The sequence below is a fragment of the Rhizobium sp. NFR12 genome, assembly GCF_900108545.1.
Lineage (GTDB): Bacteria > Pseudomonadota > Alphaproteobacteria > Rhizobiales > Rhizobiaceae > Neorhizobium > Neorhizobium soli.
In genome coordinates this window covers 360,584-377,113 of record NZ_FNWM01000005.1, presented here as the reverse complement: position 1 = coordinate 377,113, position 16,530 = coordinate 360,584, and the positions used below count along the sequence as shown (strand labels likewise).

10 protein-coding genes, 1 tRNA gene and 1 rRNA gene are annotated in these 16,530 nt (G+C 60.7%); 2 read left to right on the top strand and 10 right to left on the bottom strand.

Annotated elements, in window-relative coordinates; translation table 11 throughout:
• A 16S ribosomal RNA gene (locus BLW69_RS20395) occupies positions 1-267 on the bottom strand; the annotation flags it as partial.
• Between the two features lie 745 nt (positions 268-1,012).
• Here BLW69_RS20395 and BLW69_RS20390 point away from each other — a divergent pair.
• Positions 1,013-2,950 (top strand): M23 family metallopeptidase, encoded by a 1,938-nt coding sequence (locus BLW69_RS20390; protein WP_062577514.1) that lies wholly within the window; start codon positions 1,013-1,015, stop codon positions 2,948-2,950.
• 68 nt (positions 2,951-3,018) lie between these two features.
• Here BLW69_RS20390 and clpB read toward each other — a convergent pair whose 3' ends face one another.
• The 7 genes from clpB to BLW69_RS20355 all read right to left on the bottom strand — a co-directional run bounded on the left by clpB (position 3,019) and on the right by BLW69_RS20355 (position 14,172).
• The gene (gene clpB, locus BLW69_RS20385; protein ID WP_092664670.1) at positions 3,019-5,619 is read right to left on the bottom strand and encodes an ATP-dependent chaperone ClpB; all 2,601 of its coding nucleotides are present in this window, start codon (positions 5,617-5,619) and stop codon (positions 3,019-3,021) included.
• Positions 5,620-6,013: 394 nt separating this feature from the next.
• On the bottom strand, positions 6,014-7,021 hold the full coding sequence (locus BLW69_RS20380) for a DUF4167 domain-containing protein (RefSeq protein ID WP_062454272.1): 1,008 nt from the start codon (positions 7,019-7,021) through the stop codon (positions 6,014-6,016).
• A 314-nt stretch (positions 7,022-7,335) separates the two neighbouring features.
• Positions 7,336-8,250: a peptide chain release factor N(5)-glutamine methyltransferase gene (prmC, locus tag BLW69_RS20375; protein WP_092664590.1), complete on the bottom strand. Its 915-nt coding sequence runs from the start codon at positions 8,248-8,250 to the stop codon at positions 7,336-7,338.
• Entirely contained in the window at positions 8,247-9,329 is a 1,083-nt protein-coding gene (gene prfA / locus BLW69_RS20370) for a peptide chain release factor 1 (RefSeq protein WP_062454274.1), read from the bottom strand. Before prfA ends, prmC begins: the two co-directional genes overlap by 4 nt.
• Before the next feature lie 32 nt (positions 9,330-9,361).
• Complete coding sequence (gene ptsP, locus BLW69_RS20365) at positions 9,362-11,629, bottom strand: phosphoenolpyruvate--protein phosphotransferase (RefSeq protein ID WP_092664667.1); 2,268 nt, start codon at positions 11,627-11,629, stop codon at positions 9,362-9,364.
• An 81-nt stretch (positions 11,630-11,710) separates the two neighbouring features.
• Positions 11,711-12,985, bottom strand: coding sequence for an aspartate kinase (locus tag BLW69_RS20360; RefSeq protein ID WP_062454275.1), 1,275 nt, complete (start codon positions 12,983-12,985; stop codon positions 11,711-11,713).
• A 293-nt stretch (positions 12,986-13,278) separates the two neighbouring features.
• Complete coding sequence (locus BLW69_RS20355) at positions 13,279-14,172, bottom strand: SH3 domain-containing protein (protein WP_092664587.1); 894 nt, start codon at positions 14,170-14,172, stop codon at positions 13,279-13,281.
• A gap of 291 nt (positions 14,173-14,463) precedes the next feature.
• Between BLW69_RS20355 and ubiG the strand changes: the two genes are divergently transcribed.
• Positions 14,464-15,210 (top strand): bifunctional 2-polyprenyl-6-hydroxyphenol methylase/3-demethylubiquinol 3-O-methyltransferase UbiG, encoded by a 747-nt coding sequence (ubiG, locus tag BLW69_RS20350; protein WP_062577499.1) that lies wholly within the window; start codon positions 14,464-14,466, stop codon positions 15,208-15,210.
• A gap of 3 nt (positions 15,211-15,213) precedes the next feature.
• Here ubiG and BLW69_RS20345 read toward each other — a convergent pair whose 3' ends face one another.
• Positions 15,214-16,299 carry an acyltransferase family protein gene (locus BLW69_RS20345; RefSeq protein ID WP_092664585.1) on the bottom strand — a complete coding sequence of 362 codons (1,086 nt, stop codon included), beginning with the start codon at positions 16,297-16,299 and terminating at the stop codon, positions 15,214-15,216.
• 151 nt (positions 16,300-16,450) lie between these two features.
• Positions 16,451-16,524 (bottom strand) — tRNA-Ala (locus BLW69_RS22880).
• Positions 16,525-16,530 lie beyond the last annotated feature (6 nt).

The window sequence follows — 16,530 nt, the reverse complement described above, 5'->3', positions numbered from 1 at the left end:
CTCTCAGACCAGCTATGGATCGTCGCCTTGGTAGGCCTTTACCCCACCAACTAGCTAATCCAACGCGGGCCGATCCTTTACCGATAAATCTTTCCCCCGAAGGGCACATACGGTATTAGCTCCAGTTTCCCGGAGTTGTTCCGTAGTAAAGGGTACGTTCCCACGTGTTACTCACCCGTCTGCCACTCTCCTTGCGGAGCGTTCGACTTGCATGTGTTAAGCCTGCCGCCAGCGTTCGTTCTGAGCCAGGATCAAACTCTCAAGTTGAGAATTCAATCATGACTAATCACTTTATGTTCTGAATTGACGAGAACTCATCCGATACCTAACCGCATCACTGCGACCAGATATCTGGTGTTCTCATATCAAAACGTGACCGTCATTTGTCTTCTAACAGATAAGCCTAAGCCCATCCTGCGAGACCGCCGACCACGTTTCTCTTTCTTCTCATATTCAATTGTCAAAGAACCGACATTCCCACCATAAAGGCTAAAACGTCACAAAACCCAAGAGCCAAACCGTAACCCGGCCCCAATCAGCATCCGCCAATCTTTTTAGGTTTTCACCGAAACGAAGAAGTCCGTCGCTAGCAGCGCCGCCGCCCTCGTTCAGTGAGCGGGTTATAGATCCGAGGCCCAGAACAAGTCAACAGGCCTAGTCGCAAAAACTTCAAGAAAACGGTAAGGTGCTGATTTGACGCTATAAAATCCGGATCTACCAAAACGACACCCCAAAACGAGGTATTTGGCGCCAGGTTTATGTGTGCAATCCACCCTGTCTTTGGCCCCGCCTTGAAACCGCCCCGACATCTTCACAATCGCATGGGAAGAGCTTTGCCTATGAAGAGTGATTTCGCCTCTATAGAGTACGCGCGAAGGCCTGGGTCTTCGACCCGCGAGCCGAGTTTGACTCATGTCGCTGAAACGGGCACATGTTTGGCCCAAGGTACTGCAGGCAGCATTCCCTTGCTGTCTATGGAAGAACACGCATCACGGGACTGGCAAAGACTGGCATGATGACGGCCCGCAGCATGATACGCACGCTCGGCAACGAACCGCCGATCCTCGCCGATGGCCGTCGCGCGCCGGATCGGCGCGAAATTTCCATGCGCTGGCTTTCCGGCACGTTCCTGACCGGCATTACATCGTCTCTCCTGATGGGCGTCGCGCTGTTTGCAGCGCTTGATGGGCGCCAGCAGCTTGCCACCCCTGCCGAAGCCTCTGCCGCGGTCCCCTCGGATCATGACGACGACATCACGTCGCGCGGCAAGCGCCTGCTCGGCGGCAATATCGTCGCCATGCCGACCGATCGACGGATCATGGAAGTGTCGACCGTCGTTCACGAGGGCAATAAGGAAGTCGTGCGCCGCCGGCCCTTCGCGCATGTGAAGATGAACCTTGCCGTCAACAACGTCGCGCCGGAAGCCTATCCGAAATTCGATCCGCTCAGCATCTTCTCTTCCAGCGAAGCGCCGCCGCCGCCCAACAGCCGCACCGGCGTGATCTACGGATCCAATGTGGAATCCGATGTCAGCCTGCAGACCGTGCCCTTCCCCGTGAAGGGCGGCACTTATGCTTATGCGGCGCCGATGACGCTGGAGGAAGTGGAAGAAAACGTCCGCTCCAACGGATCCGTGCTGACTTCGGGCAATACGCAGCTCTCGGCGCTCTATTATGTCGACCCGCAGCGCTTCTCCTCCGAAGATGAGGATGTCGACCTGACATCGGGTCTCGCTGCGCGCATCGTCGAGCAGAACATGTCGGTCTCGACGCCCGAACCGTTTACCGCCCGCAGCCGCGAATATGCAGACGATATCATCCCGGTCCGCCAGCCGACCACGATCGCCCAGGCAATGACCTCCGTCGGCTACCCCGAGACCAAGGCCCGCGAAATTGCCGGCTATCTCAAGTCGCGGATCGGCAGCGAGGATGTGGCCGCCGGCGACGTGATCCGCATCGGCGTGATCCAGGAGGGCCAGATGGTCCTCGTCGTGCGCGCCAGCATCTATCGCCGCGGCAATCACCAGATCACGGTTGCCGCCGACGACAAGGGCCATTTCATCGACGGCAAGGAACCGCAGATGCTGGATGCGGTCGCATCCGCGTTCAGCGAGCAACCGGCCATCGTCGCCGGCCGCGAATTGCCCGACGTCTATGACGGCATCTATCGCGCTGCCCTCTCCTACGGCATGAACAGTGACATGACGTCCCTGCTCGTCAAGCTTCTGGCTAGCAATGTGGATCTTCAGGCGCAGCTGCGCCCCTCCGACATGATCGAAGCCTTCTTCTCCGTCGCGGACGAAAAGGGCCAGGCCAGCCGGGATTCGGAACTTCTCTATGTAAACGCCCGGTTCGGCGACACGACCACCCGGTTTTACCGGTTCCAGGATCAGGATGACGGTTCTGTCGATTACTTCGATCAGGACGGCCGCAGTGTCCGTCAGTTCCTGTTGCGCAATCCCGTCCCGAACGGACGGTTCACGTCAGGCTTCGGCATGCGCAACCATCCGATCCTTGGCCGTGCCTTGATGCATACCGGTTCCGACTGGGCGGCCCCGCGCGGCACGCCGATCATCGCCACCGGCAACGGCACCGTCGAAAAGGCGGGCTGGGACAGCGGCGGTTACGGCAACCAGACGCTTGTGCGCCATGCCAATGGTTACGTCTCGTCCTACAATCACCAGAGCGCGATCGCCAAGGGTGTGCGCGAAGGCGCCAAGGTCACGCAGGGTCAGGTAATCGGCTATGTCGGCTCGACCGGCCAGTCGACCGGCGCCCATCTCCATTACGAACTCGTGGTCAACGGCACCAAGGTCGATCCGATGAAGGTGCGCCTGCCCGGCGGCAAGTCGCTCGACGGCAAGGCGCTGGCGCGGTTCGAGGAAGAGCGCACCCGCATCGATGCGCTGCTGAAGAGCACATCGAAGCCGGCCGAAGTCGCCAGCCGCTAATCTTGCCCCGATACGAAAAAGGCCGCCCCGTTTCCGGTGCGGCCTCATTTTTCGATCGCGGTTTGCGTTTATGCCGCTTCGCTCATGCTGCCCTTGATGCGAAACAGCAAGCGGTCTGAGCCTGATGTCACGTTGATCGTTGATCCGTCCGGGATCTGTCCGGCGAGGATCTGCTCGGCGAGTGGATCCTGCACGAACTTCTGGATCACCCGCTTTAGCGGCCGGGCGCCATAGACCGGGTCGTAGCCCTTGTTCGCCAGCCATTCGCGGGCATCGCCATCCAGGTCCAGTTCTACCTTGCGATCGGCCAGAAGCTTCAGCAGGCGCTGCAGCTGGATATCAACGATCGCGCCCATCTCGTTACGCTTCAGCCTGTGGAACAGGATGATTTCGTCAACGCGGTTGAGGAACTCAGGCCGGAACGAGGCTTTCACCACGCCCATCACCTGCTCGCGCACGCTTTCAGAATCCTCATCCTCGCGAAGGCCGGTCAGATATTCGGCCCCGAGATTGGAGGTCATGATGATCATCGTGTTCTTGAAGTCGACCGTGCGGCCCTGCCCGTCCGTCAGGCGCCCGTCGTCGAGAACCTGCAGGAGAACGTTGAACACGTCGGGATGCGCCTTTTCGATCTCGTCGAACAGAACGATCTGGTAGGGCTTGCGCCGGATGGCTTCGGTCAGGGCACCACCTTCGTCATAACCGACATAGCCGGGAGGCGCGCCGATCAGCCGCGAGACGGAGTGCTTTTCCATGTATTCCGACATGTCCAAGCGCACCATCGCGGTTTCGTCGTCGAACATGAAGCGCGCGAGCGACTTGGTGAGCTCCGTCTTGCCGACGCCGGTCGGGCCGAGGAAGATGAACGAGCCGATCGGCCGGTTCGGATCCTGCAATCCGGCACGAGAACGGCGAACCGCGCGCGACACGGCCTGCACCGCATCGCCCTGACCGACGACCGATTTCGCCAACTCGTCTTCCATCCGCAGCAGCTTGTCGCGCTCGCCTTCCAGCATCTTGTCGACGGGAATACCGGTCCAGCGGGAAACCACATGCGCGATCGCATCCGGATTGACCACTTCCTGCACCATGGCATTGGTGGAACTGTCCTGTGCTTCGGCCTGTGCGAGCTCCTTTTCGAGATCGGGAATGACGCCGTAGGTCAGCTCGCCGGCACGCTGGTACTCGCCCTTGCGCTGGGCAGTGGCAAGTTCGTTGCGTGCCTCGTCGAGCTTGCCCTTGAGATCGGCGGCAAGTCCGAGCTTCTGCTTTTCGGCCTGCCAGCGCGCGGTCAGGGCATCCGCCTGCTCTTCCAGCGACGTCACTTCGGTTTCGAGACGCACCAGCCGGTCGGCTGAAGCCGTGTCGGTTTCCTTCTTCAGCGCCTCGCGCTCGATCTTCAGCTGCATGATGCGGCGATCGAGTTCATCCAGCTCTTCCGGCTTGGAATCCACCTGCATCCGCAACCGCGATGCGGCTTCGTCCATCAGATCGATCGCCTTGTCCGGCAGGAACCGGTCGGCAATGTAACGGCTGGACAAGGTCGCAGCCGCAACCAGCGCCGAATCCGAAATGCGGACCTTGTGGTGCTGCTCGTATTTTTCTTTCAGGCCGCGCAGGATCGAGATCGTATCCTCGACCGTCGGCTCCTCGACCATGACCGGCTGGAAACGACGCGCAAGGGCCGGATCCTTTTCCACATGCTTGCGGTATTCATCGAGCGTGGTCGCGCCGACGCAATGCAGCTCGCCGCGGGCAAGAGCAGGCTTTAAAAGGTTGGACGCATCCATCGCGCCATCCGCCTTGCCGGCTCCAACAAGCGTGTGCATCTCGTCGATGAACAGGATGATCTCGCCGTTTTCCGACTGCACCTCGTTCAGCACGCTCTTCAGCCGCTCTTCGAACTCGCCCCGATATTTGGCACCCGCAATCAGCGCGCCCATGTCGAGCGCCATCAGCTTCTTGTCTTTGAGGCTTTCCGGCACGTCGCCATTGACGATACGCAGCGCCAGACCTTCGGCGATCGCCGTCTTGCCGACGCCGGGTTCACCGATCAGGACGGGATTGTTCTTGGTGCGGCGCGACAGAACCTGGATCGTGCGGCGAATTTCGTCGTCACGGCCGATCACCGGATCGAGCCGGCCATCGCGCGCTTCGGTCGTCAGGTCGCGGGCATATTTCTTCAGGGCTTCAAAGCCCTGTTCAGCAGTCGCGCTGTCGGCGGTGCGGCCCTTGCGCAGGTCGTTGATGACCTGGTTGAGACCCTGCGCCGTCAGCCCCGCCTTCTTCAGGCTGGCCGATGTCGAGGCCGAGCTTTCGATCAAAAGCGCCAGCAGCAGTCGTTCGACCGTGACAAAGCTGTCGCCGGCCTTCTTGGCGGCTTCTTCCGCTGTCGAAAACACTTTTGCCAGCGGCTGCGAAAGATAGATCTCGCCATTGCCGCCCGATACCTTCGGAAGCTTGGAAAGTGCAGCGTCGTTTGCGATGCGCGCATCCTTGGCGCTGCCGCCAGCGCGTTCGATCAATGCGGAAGCCATGCCCTGGTCGTCGTCGAGCAGAACCTTGAGCAGATGCTCTGGCGTAAACTGCTGATGACCAGCGGACAGGGCCTGGGTCTGGGCAGACTGAAGGAAGCCCCGTACCCGCTCGGAATATTTTTCGATGTTCATAAGATAAACCTCCTGAACCGCCCCGCCCTCCATGGAGGCACGGACCGATGATTGAGATGGGGCTCCCTTTAAAGGCGAACCCGGCCGGCCAACCGGCCTTGGTGAAGATATGGGAGCGCGATTTTGTGATTTAAAGACGCGGAGAAGAGGATTTAGGCGATATTGGCGCGGCGTCGATCAAGCCGGGATCGCGCGATGTCATCGAGCCGACAACTCGCCACCGCACCCGGGTAAGACCGGCGAGGTGACAGGTGCAAAACGTGCACGGGATAGGATCCAAGACGAGCCAGGTGCAGCATGGCGATCACCCGCAAGAGCTTTCGGCTACCCCAAAAAGAAAAACTCCGGCCTTTCGACCGGAGTTTTCATATCATTCGTTCTCTAGAAGATTGGCTTACTCGCCAGCTTCTGCCAAGGCCGGCTTGTCGTCACCGTCGCCGGCATCTCCGCCGTCTGCCGCATCGGCATCCTTGCGGGTCTGGCGACGTGGACGGTTACCTGCCGTGCGGCGACGGCGTGGCGTGGCTTCCGTCTGCGATTCCTCTTCGACCGAAACCTCGACCGGCGTGCCCTCGATATCAGGCTGCGGGCCGGATCCATCGACCACAGGCGCAACGGCTACCGGAGCTTCGGTGACCTGAGGCGCGCGCTGTCTGGTCCGTGTCGGAGCGACCGGCTGTTCGGCAGCCGGTGCAGCAGGCTGCTCCATCGGCTGCTCGCTGCCCTGTTCAGGTGCGCGCTCTGCACGGTCCTGACGCTCTGGGCGGTCGGGACGTTCCGGGCGACGCTCGCGGCGCTCGTTTCGGTCACGCCGGTTTTCGCGCGGCTGCTGGTCCTGGCCGGACTGGCTGCCCTGGTTGTGCCCAGAGTTTTGACCCGGGTTCTGTCCAGAGTTTTGACCGGAATTCTGGCCTGAGTGCTGTCCAGAGTTCTGGCTGGAATTATGCTCGCGGCGTGGCTGCTCGTCCATCATCGGCTGTGGTGCGTAGCCCATATCGTCGCCGTCACCCTGATCCATATCGTCTTGATCGATCGAGTTGCCGTCGCGGTCCTGGTATTCGCCACGCTCCTGATGCTGGAAACGGTCCTGCATCTGTGCCTGCGCTGCAGCAATGATGCGGTAATAGTGTTCCGCATGCTGCAGGTAGTTTTCGGCCATGACACGGTCGCCTGCGCTTTGCGCATCACGAGCAAGCGTCGAGTATTTTTCGGCGATGTGCTGAGCGGTGCCGCGGATTTTTACATCCGGGCCGGAGCTGTCATAGGACCGGCTGAGCGGGTTGCCGCCCTTGCGATTGAAATTGTTGTTTCCACCGCCGCTGCCGCCGCCGCCGCCATTGCTGCTGCCGCCATTGTTGCTGCCACGCCCCCGACCGCGCTTGTTTTGCTGTCCTGGCCTCATATATCGTTCACCAACTCTCTGTCTTCGCTGATAAAAGGCCACGCGGCCCGCCGGTCATCGCCGGAACAGGACTTCGCGTGCCATGCGCAGGTCGACCAAGGCGGCCTGCCGCTTTCAAAGTCAAATTACCTGATCACGCACTGGATCTGCTCAACCTGCTCGGTCTTCGAAAAGAGCCGGTTCTACGGTTGACCTTTTAGCGAGAACGAATCGTTGTTCACTCCCAGCCGCCCCGATGCGTGATTTACGCTAACTCGCTTCCTGAAGGATTCCAAGCCCTTTCTTTTGCTTTGCAACATCGAAAGCCTGGATAATCAAGGGCCACCTCTCGTAAAGACAAGCACGCGATCGTTGTCACCATAATCACGTCTTGCTTGCGTCAAGATGAAGCCTGCATCCTCAAAGATACGCGTCACGGTGTCTCGCTGATCGAACCCGATCTCGACGCCAACAGACCCTTCGTCCTTGGGAAACGAGCCGTCTTCCTGTGGACCACGCAGTTCGAGAAAGTGCTCGGCCTGCGATGCGATTGCCCGGTAGGCATCCAGGCCATCGGGTCCGCCGTCCAACGCTGCCGGCGGATCGAAATCGCGAACTTCCGGCTCTAGTTCAGGAATGACATCGCTTCTGATATAGGGCGGGTTTGACACGATTATGTCGAAACGCCCGTGAATTGCGTCAAACCAATGACTTCTGACGCCCTGAAACCGCTCGCCAAGATCAAGACGTTGCGCATTACGCGTCGCCGTCGAAAGCGCATCCTCGGAAATATCGGAGCCGACGCCCGTCGCTTGCGGAACCTCGCTCAACAGCGCCAGAATGATGGCGCCGGTCCCGGTGCCAAGATCGAGCACGCGGGCATGGCCCTTATCCGCAACGATCCGTCTGAGCACGGGCAGCATGCATTCGACCAGGAGTTCGGTATCCGGCCGCGGCTCCAGCGTCTCTTTCGAGAGCAACAGATCCAGCCCGTGAAACGCCCGCATGCCTAGAATACGGTGAACCGGCTCGTGACCCAGGCGCCTGGCCACGGCATCCGCAATCCGGGCCATGTCGAGGGCATCGACCACACGGTCGCCATCAACGAACACCTCGGTCGAGGAAAGTCCCAGCAAGCCGCCGATCAGAAGCCTTGCCTCGATTGCCGCATCGGCGATGCCTGCTGCAGCAAACTGCGCCCTTGCATCCGCCACCACCGTCTTCAGGACAGACGCCGGGTGCTGGCTCATCCGTGCTGCTCGCCAAGCTGCGCCAGCTGTCCTGCCTGATAGTCCGAAATCAGTGCATCGACGACTTCGTCGATCTCGCCGATCATCATCCGGTCGAGCTTGTAGAGCGTCAGGTTGATACGGTGGTCGGTCACTCGCCCTTGCGGGAAATTGTAGGTGCGGATGCGCTCCGAACGGTCGCCCGAGCCGACCTGGCTCTTGCGGTCCGCAGAGCGTTCGCTGTCGGCTTTCTGCCGCTCCATGTCGTAGAGCCTCGAGCGCAGGACCTGCATCGCTTTTGCACGGTTCTGGTGCTGCGATTTCTCCGAACTGGTGACAACCAGCCCCGTCGGCAGGTGGGTGATGCGAACGGCGGAATCGGTGGTGTTGACGTGCTGGCCGCCGGCGCCTGATGCCCGCATCGTATCGATGCGGATGTCGTCCGCCTTGATCTCGATATCGATCTCTTCCGCTTCGGGCAAAACTGCGACCGTCGCGGCCGACGTATGGATGCGCCCCTGCGTTTCCGTATCCGGCACGCGCTGCACCCGGTGCACGCCGCTTTCGAATTTCAGCTTGGAAAACACGCCGCGGCCGGTCACGGTGGCGATGACTTCGCGAAAGCCGCCCGCTTCGCCATCACTAGCGGATAGCACTTCCACCTTCCAGCCATGGGCACTGGCGTAGCGCTCGTACATGCGGAAAAGGTCGCCGGCAAACAGCGCCGCCTCATTGCCGCCGGTGCCGGCGCGGATTTCCAGGATGGCGCTGCGCTCGTCGGCCGCATCCTTGGGAAGGAGAAGGATCTGCATGTCCTTTTCCAGCTGCTCGATGCGTTCTTCCGCATCCGGCAGCTCCATCTCGGCCAGCTCGCGCATCTCGCGGTCGGTCGCCTTGTCGACAAGCATCGCACGCAGGTCTGCGACTTCAGCCAGCGTCTTTTCGTATTCACGGATCTTGGTGACCACCGGCTGCAGTTCGGAATATTCCGATGCCAGCTTCACATAGACATCGGCAGCCGGACCTTCCGACATGCGCGCCTCGATCTCGCCGAACCGGCGTTCCAGTTCGCGCATCTTTTCGACAGGAAGCTTCGCCACCCAATCACTCCACTCTTGTTCTTTGTGTTTTTCTATACGGGAATGTTGTTGGTTTCCGCAAACCGCAACAGCAAATTGCGGATCGGCTCGTCCGAGCGCACGTCGTCCAGCGCGGCGTTCAGCTCCTCGGCCAACTGCCCTGCATCGAGACCAAGCAGCATCGCCTTGACCGGCCCGATCGAGGTTGCCGCCATCGAGACCGAGCGGAAACCGACGCCGATCAGCGCCATGGCCGAAAGCGGCTTGCCGGCCATCTCGCCGCACAAGGTCACCGGCGTCCGGTTCTTTTCGCCGGCGCGGGCGATGTCGCGCAGAATGCGCAGGAACGGCTTGCCCAGAATATCGAACCGGTCGGAGACGCGGGCATTGCCCCGGTCGGCGGCCATGGCGAACTGGAACAGATCGTTCGAGCCGACAGAGACGAAATCCACTTCCGCCATCAGTTCATCCAGCTGCCACATCAGCGACGGCACTTCCAGCATCGCGCCGAACTGCAGCTTGCGCGGCAGGCTGTGGCCGAATTTGGAAAGATGCTGAACTTCCTTCTGGAACAGCTCGCGCACCGCACGGATTTCGGAAACCTCGGTGATCATCGGCAGCATCATGCGAAGCTCGGCACCCGCCGATGCCCGCAGCAGCGCGCGCATCTGGGTGCGCAACAGGCCCGGCCGATCGAGAGACAGGCGGATCGCCCGCCATCCCAGCGCCGGGTTTTCCTCTTCCTGACTGCGCAGATAGGACACCACCTTGTCGCCACCGATATCAAGCGTGCGGAATGTCACCGGAAGGCCCGCCGCCTGACGGATCACGGCGCGATAAAACGCCTCCTGTTCCTCAAGCTTCGGCATGGTCGAGGCGATCATAAACTGCAGCTCGGTGCGGAACAGGCCGATACCCTGCGCACCGGATTCAGCAAGCTGCGGCAGATCCACCAAAAGGCCGGCATTCATATTGAGGCTGATCGCCTTGCCGTCCTTGGTGACGGGTTCGACCGAGCGCAGTGCCTTGAACTGTTCCTGGCGCCGGGCCCGCAGCTTGACCTTTTCCTCATAGGCCTTTTGCAGATCGGCCATCGGGCGCACATGCACCTGGCCGTCGTCACCGTCGATGATGATGGGATCGCCGTTTTCGGCAAGCGCAACCAGGCCCGTCGCCTGGCCGACAACCGGAATACCCATGGCGCGGGCCACGATCACCACATGGCTGGTGACCGCACCTTCTTCCAGCACCAGCCCGCGCAGGTTCTCGCGCGGGTAATCGAGCAGCTCCGCGGCACCCATGGCACGCGCCAGAATGATCGCATCGATCGGGAAGTTTTCGTCCGTCGCCCGGCCGGAATAGCCGGTCAGCTGGCGCAGCAGCCGGTTGGCCAGATCGTCGAAATCGTGCATCCGCTCGCGCAGATATGGGTCGGTCAGGCGCATCATCCGCGCCTTCGTGTCGCTCTGCACCTTTTCGACAGCGGCTTCCGCTGTCAGCCCGTTATGGATCGCCTCTTCCATGCGGCGCACCCATCCCTGGTCGTGCGCAAACATGCGGTATGTCTCGAGAACCTCGCGGTGCTCGCCCTCCTGCGCCACGTCGCGGCGCTGCAGCATGTCGTCGATCGAGATCCGGAGCGATCCGAGCGCTTCGGCCAGACGGAGGATTTCCTTGTCCGAATCCTCGTTTAGAAGATTGGTAACGACGATGCGCGGCTCGTGCAGCACCACATGGCCAAGACCGATGCCCTCGTTATAGCCGTTGGCCGCGATCGTGACGGCGCGGGTGAGGTCCAGCTCCAGCCCCGGTGCCGTGATCTTCTTCAGGTCGCCTGTCGCGATCATCTCGGCGATCACCATCGCCGTCGTCTCGAGCGCCTCGACTTCGTCTTCGCGGTAGTTGCGGCTGGCCTTGTTCTGCACGACGAGAACGCCGAGCGTGCGGCCGGCGCGCAGGATCGGCACGCCGAGGAAGGAATGGTAGATCTCTTCGCCGGTTTCCGGCAGGTAGCGGAACGCCGGATGCGCCTGCGCATCGGAAAGATTGAGCGGCTGTGCCGAGGCGGCAATCGTGCCGACCAGGCCCTGCCCCATCTTCAGCTGCGATGTGTGGACGGCCTCCTTGTTGAGGCCTTCGGTGGCGTAAAGCTCGAGAACGCCGTCGGAGCGCAACACATAGACGGAGCAAACCTCCGCCACCATGTTGCTGGCGATCTGGCGCACGATCCGGTCAAGCCGCTCCTGCGGCTCAAGTGGCTCGGCCATCAACTCGCGGAGCCGCTTCAGAAGAACGCGCGGCCCGGCCGACATGTCTCTCATCGGCATCATTGCTCCCGAATGCATCTTTAATCCGGAAGTGGCCGCGCGAGTTTCACACCCACGCGGCGAACCGGTTGACGATCAAGTCTTATCGAGACCGTAGGCGGAATGCAAAGACCGAACTGCAAGTTCCGAGTAGTCGCCGGCGATCAGGATCGAAATCTTGATTTCCGAGGTGGTGATGGCCTTGATGTTGATCGACTTTTCGGCAAGTGCCTTGAAAGCGGTCGCCGCCACGCCGGCGTGGCTGCGCATGCCGATGCCGATCACCGACACCTTGGCGAGACCCGATTCGCTCTGCACGACGTCAAAGCCGATCTTTTCCTTGTTGTCTTCGAGAACGCTGATGGCCTTGGCCACGTCCCCGTAAGGCACCGTGAAGGTCATGTCGGTCTTCGATCCGTCCTCGGAAATGTTCTGGACGATCATGTCGACATTGATGTGATTTTCGGCCAGCGGGCCGAAGATGGCGGCAGAAACGCCTGGCCGGTCGGAGAGACGACGCAGGGAGATCTGCGCTTCATCCTTGGCATAGGCGATGCCGGTGACGACTTCCTGTTCCACGATCTCTTCCTCGTCGCAAATCAAAGTACCGGGCGGGTTGATGAGGTCGCCCATGCCCGGTGCATCGGGATCCTCGAAACTGGAGCGCACGAAGGTGCGAACCTTGTGAACCATGGCAAGTTCAACTGAGCGCACCTGCAACACCTTGGCGCCGAGCGATGCCATTTCGAGCATTTCCTCGAACGAAATCTTCTTCAGGCGCCGCGCCTTGGGCACGATGCGCGGGTCCGTCGTATAGACGCCGTCGACATCCGTATAGATGTCACAACGATCGGCCTTGAGAGCGGCAGCAATCGCCACCGCTGAAGTGTCGGAACCGCCGCGACCGAGCGTCGCGATCCGGTTGTCCGGGCCGATGCCCTGGAAGCCGGCAACGACGGCCACCTGGCCCTCGCCCATCCGCTTGATGATGTCGGAACCGTCGATTTCCTGAATCCGGGCCGCGCCATGGGCATTGTCGGTGCGGATCGGCAACTGCCAGCCCTGCCAGGAGCGCGCATTGATGCCCATCGACTGCAGCGCGATCGCAAGCAGCCCTGATGTCACCTGCTCGCCGGAGGCGACGACGGCATCGTATTCGCGCGCGTCGTAAAAGGGAGAATCGGCGCCATTGACCTTCGGTGTGTCCTGTACCCAGCCCACCAGCTCGTTGGTCTTGCCCGACATTGCGGAAACGACGACGGCCACTTCATGGCCCGCGTCGACCTCGCGTTTCACATGGCGTGCCACATTGTGGATACGGTCAAGATTGGCGACGGACGTGCCGCCGAACTTCATCACGATGCGAGCCATTCGACAAAAACCACTGTTTCGTCCCGGCACCATACGCTGGAACGTCTGCTTCCCGTTTCTCTGCTCTCCGGGCCTCAAGGCCTGGAGTCACAAAGTTGCGGGGGTCTCATATCGAAAAGGGGCTGGCGGTGCAATGGCCGGAACAGGCCAGAACGGTACGCCCGGCAAAAACCGTAGGCAGTATTTCGCGATTATCCGCGGAAAACCGCCGAACATGAAAAGGGCCGCTTTCGCGGCCCCCGACTATCATCAACTATAACCATTCAAGGCGGAGCTCGTCCACCGTTGTCGCTTTAGCGATTGCGGCAACCCGGGCCGACGCACTGCTCCGTTTCACCCTGCGGGGCGCGACGGTCGTTGTTGCGCTCTGCACGCGGTTCCTGACGACGTTCTTCTCTGCGTTCGTCATTGCGCTCGGCACGCGGCGGCGGGCGGCGATCATCCCTGCGGTCATCGCCACGATCCATGCGCGGCGGTGGTGGGCGACGGTCGTCGTCGCGATCAATCCGCGGTGGCGGACGGCGGTCATCCCGGTCGCGGTCGATACGCGGTGGTGGAGGGCGACGGTCGTCGTCACGATCGATACGCGGCGGTGGGCGACGATCGTCCCGGTCTCGGTCGACGCGTGGCGGGTCGCGGCGGTCGCCGCGATCACGGTCCCAACCGGGACGGTTGTCCCAGCGGTCACGATCGCGGTCGCGGTCCCAACCCGGAGGCGGTGGCGGCGGACGTCTGTCACGATCCCAACGCGGCGGTGGCGGCGGCTGACGATCGGCGCGCCAATTGTAATCGCGCCAGCGATCACGTTCGCGATAGAAATTGCGCTCTCTGTAATGGCGGCCCCAGTAGTCGTTGACTTCGAAGGTCACCGTCGGGATGCCGAGACCCTGATAGTAGTCGGGCGCGACATAGACGCGGTTCGAACGGTACGCCGCCTGGACATAGTTTCCCGACACCCAGCCACGACCGCCGTAGAACGAAACGTCGCACCAGTTCACGCTGCTCATGCAGCCGTTGATGGTAACGGTCGCGCTGACCGGGATCACTGTGACCGCCGGATAGGCGGTGCTCGGACCTGACCGCATGTTCACGTTCGCGGTTGCGAATCCCTGCACGGCAGCCGAAGCAATCGACGGCGCCAGCATCAAGGCGCCGAGAGCGGCTACCCGTAAAAGTAACTTTTTCACCTGTTTCCTCCTGGAAAACATAAGCGGTCGGAATTGCTTCCGTTTTGCGCCCCGTAATTTTCAGCCTAAATGCTCGGAACGACCTATTGTTCCAGTTGTCGGCTGAATGGCGAATGAATGATGTATTTGACTGTCATTCACCCTTTTTCTCCTCGCCGTAAGCAACGGTTCATCCCGCCCGCTCACTGGAAAACAATGACTAAGCTGTCGCGCGACCTCCGCGGCGATGTCACCCCTTGACATCAACCCGGGATCGTCCGACTTCAGGCCCTAGTACGAGAGGATGACGATATGACCGAAACCACACGCAGCACAGTCGATAAGGACCAGGTTGAATGGTTCTCGAAAATGGCAGCCGAGTGGTGGAACCCGACAGGGAAGTTTCGGCCTCTCCACAAGTTCAATCCGGTCCGTCTTTCCTATCTCCGCGACCGGATCTGCGAGCATTTCGGCCGTGACCCGAACGGTCACCAGCCGCTCGCCGGTCTTCGCATCCTCGATATCGGCTGTGGCGGCGGTCTGTTGTCGGAGCCGATGGCTCGCATGGGCGCGACCGTTGTCGGCGCCGACCCGTCCGAAAAGAACATCGGCATCGCTTCCACTCACGCAGCTGAAACCGGCGTCACCGTCGATTATCGCGCGGTGACCGCCGAGGATCTGGCCGCGTCGGGTGAGATGTTCGACGTGGTCATGAATATGGAAGTGGTCGAACACGTCGCCGACGTCGATTTCTTCATCACCACCTGCGCCTCGCTGGTAAAGCCGGGCGGCCTAATGTTCGTGGCGACCATCAACCGCACGCTGAAGGCCGGCGCGCTGGCGATCTTTGCTGCGGAAAACATTCTCCGCTGGTTGCCGCGCGGCACCCATCAGTACGACAAGCTTGTGCGCCCGGAAGAGATCGAAAAGCCGCTGTCAAAAAGCGGCATGGAGATCATTCACCGCACCGGCGTGTTCTTCAACCCGCTCAGCGACCGCTGGAACCTGTCATCCGACATGGACGTCAATTACATGCTGCTGGCGCGGCGTCCGGGCTGACCTTCAGTTCTTGACGACAGCCGTGACGGGTGTTGCGGCGTCGACGGATCCACCCTTGCGGTGCAAAAGCGAGGCCCAACCGGGCCGCTCGAACAGGAAGTTGCCGATCCCTGTCGCCCTGACAATCGCGTAGACGATGAGCGAGCTCACGATCGACACGATCATCACCGAAACGCTCAGCAGTCCCGTATCGGTAATCAGTCCGGTCTTGAGCGCCACTGCCCTGAACAGAGACATCGGAATGGTAAAGGCGAGGTAGACGACAAGCGAATGCTTGCCGAGCCAGACCAGCCAGCGCGAGAACGGCAGTTGGACGACGAGGCCGCAAGCGATGCAAAGCGCCAGCGTTCCAGCGACAGCAAGCACGAAATGCATCCCTGGCAACACCGCAGACCCCATCTGCATCCCGACCGGTTGAACCGCATAGCCGGGAGAAAACACGAGCACTCCGTTGACCAGCGCCCAGACGCACAGCGCAGCCCAGGCTTTTGCCTGGTGGCGCTGGAAGAGTTCGACCAGCTTCAAAATTGCGGGACCCGTCAGGAAGCCGAGATAGAAGAAGACGAAATACGCGGCAAACTGCGTCACCACGTAGCTCGCCGAGTGCGGCGACCAGACCTCAAGGCCGATCGCGACCGGAAGAACCACCCAGGCAGGCACCGACAGCTGGTAGAACAGCTTCGTCACCAGTCCGAAAATTGCGAGCAGATAGACGAACCACAGCACGCCATAGGGCTGGATCGTCGCAAAGGCCAGCTCCTTCAGCATCTTGCTGAGATCGAGCTCGTAGACCCCGATCTTGAGGCCAAGCATGATCGTGACCCAGAGCACGTAGAAATAAAGGTAATGGACCACACGACGGTCGACGAACTGCAACCACGGGCGGGCGATCACCTGCGACAGGAACAGACCTGAGATCAGGAAGAATTCAGGCATCCGGAATGGCGTCGCGAAACCGATGACATAGTGCAGGAAGCCGACCTGCCCGGTATATTCGCCGGTATTGTAGGCCGAGTACATCATCACAACCAGGATGATCGAGACACCTTTGGCGGCGTCGACCCACGCTAAACGATCAATCTTTTCCATGCTGCAGAGCACTTTCTGTCTGATCAAGGTTACGGGGACGCCCTTGCGCTGCGATCGCAACGATCCGGCCTGTTTGGTCTAAATCCAGAGGGTCATGTCGAACGCGATGGTGGTGTCAACGTCTGCCAATTCGTCGCCGGAGTGTGGTCCTTGGAGAACTGGGCAGGATTTGAACCTGCATGTACGGGCTTGCGGGCCCGCTCCATTTCAGTCTGGCACCAGTTCATCACG

Excerpts from the sequence above, each read along its gene's own strand:
- BLW69_RS20390 (WP_062577514.1), top strand. The coding sequence starts at position 1,013 with ATGATGACGGCCCGCAGCATGATACGCACGCTCGGCAACGAACCGCCG.
- clpB (WP_092664670.1), bottom strand. The coding sequence starts at position 5,619 with ATGAACATCGAAAAATATTCCGAGCGGGTACGGGGCTTCCTTCAGTCT.
- BLW69_RS20380 (WP_062454272.1), bottom strand. The coding sequence starts at position 7,021 with ATGAGGCCAGGACAGCAAAACAAGCGCGGTCGGGGGCGTGGCAGCAAC.
- prmC (WP_092664590.1), bottom strand. The coding sequence starts at position 8,250 with ATGAGCCAGCACCCGGCGTCTGTCCTGAAGACGGTGGTGGCGGATGCA.
- ptsP (WP_092664667.1), bottom strand. The coding sequence starts at position 11,629 with ATGAGAGACATGTCGGCCGGGCCGCGCGTTCTTCTGAAGCGGCTCCGC.
- BLW69_RS20360 (WP_062454275.1), bottom strand. The coding sequence starts at position 12,985 with ATGGCTCGCATCGTGATGAAGTTCGGCGGCACGTCCGTCGCCAATCTT.
- ubiG (WP_062577499.1), top strand. The coding sequence starts at position 14,464 with ATGACCGAAACCACACGCAGCACAGTCGATAAGGACCAGGTTGAATGG.
- BLW69_RS20345 (WP_092664585.1), bottom strand. The coding sequence starts at position 16,299 with ATGGAAAAGATTGATCGTTTAGCGTGGGTCGACGCCGCCAAAGGTGTC.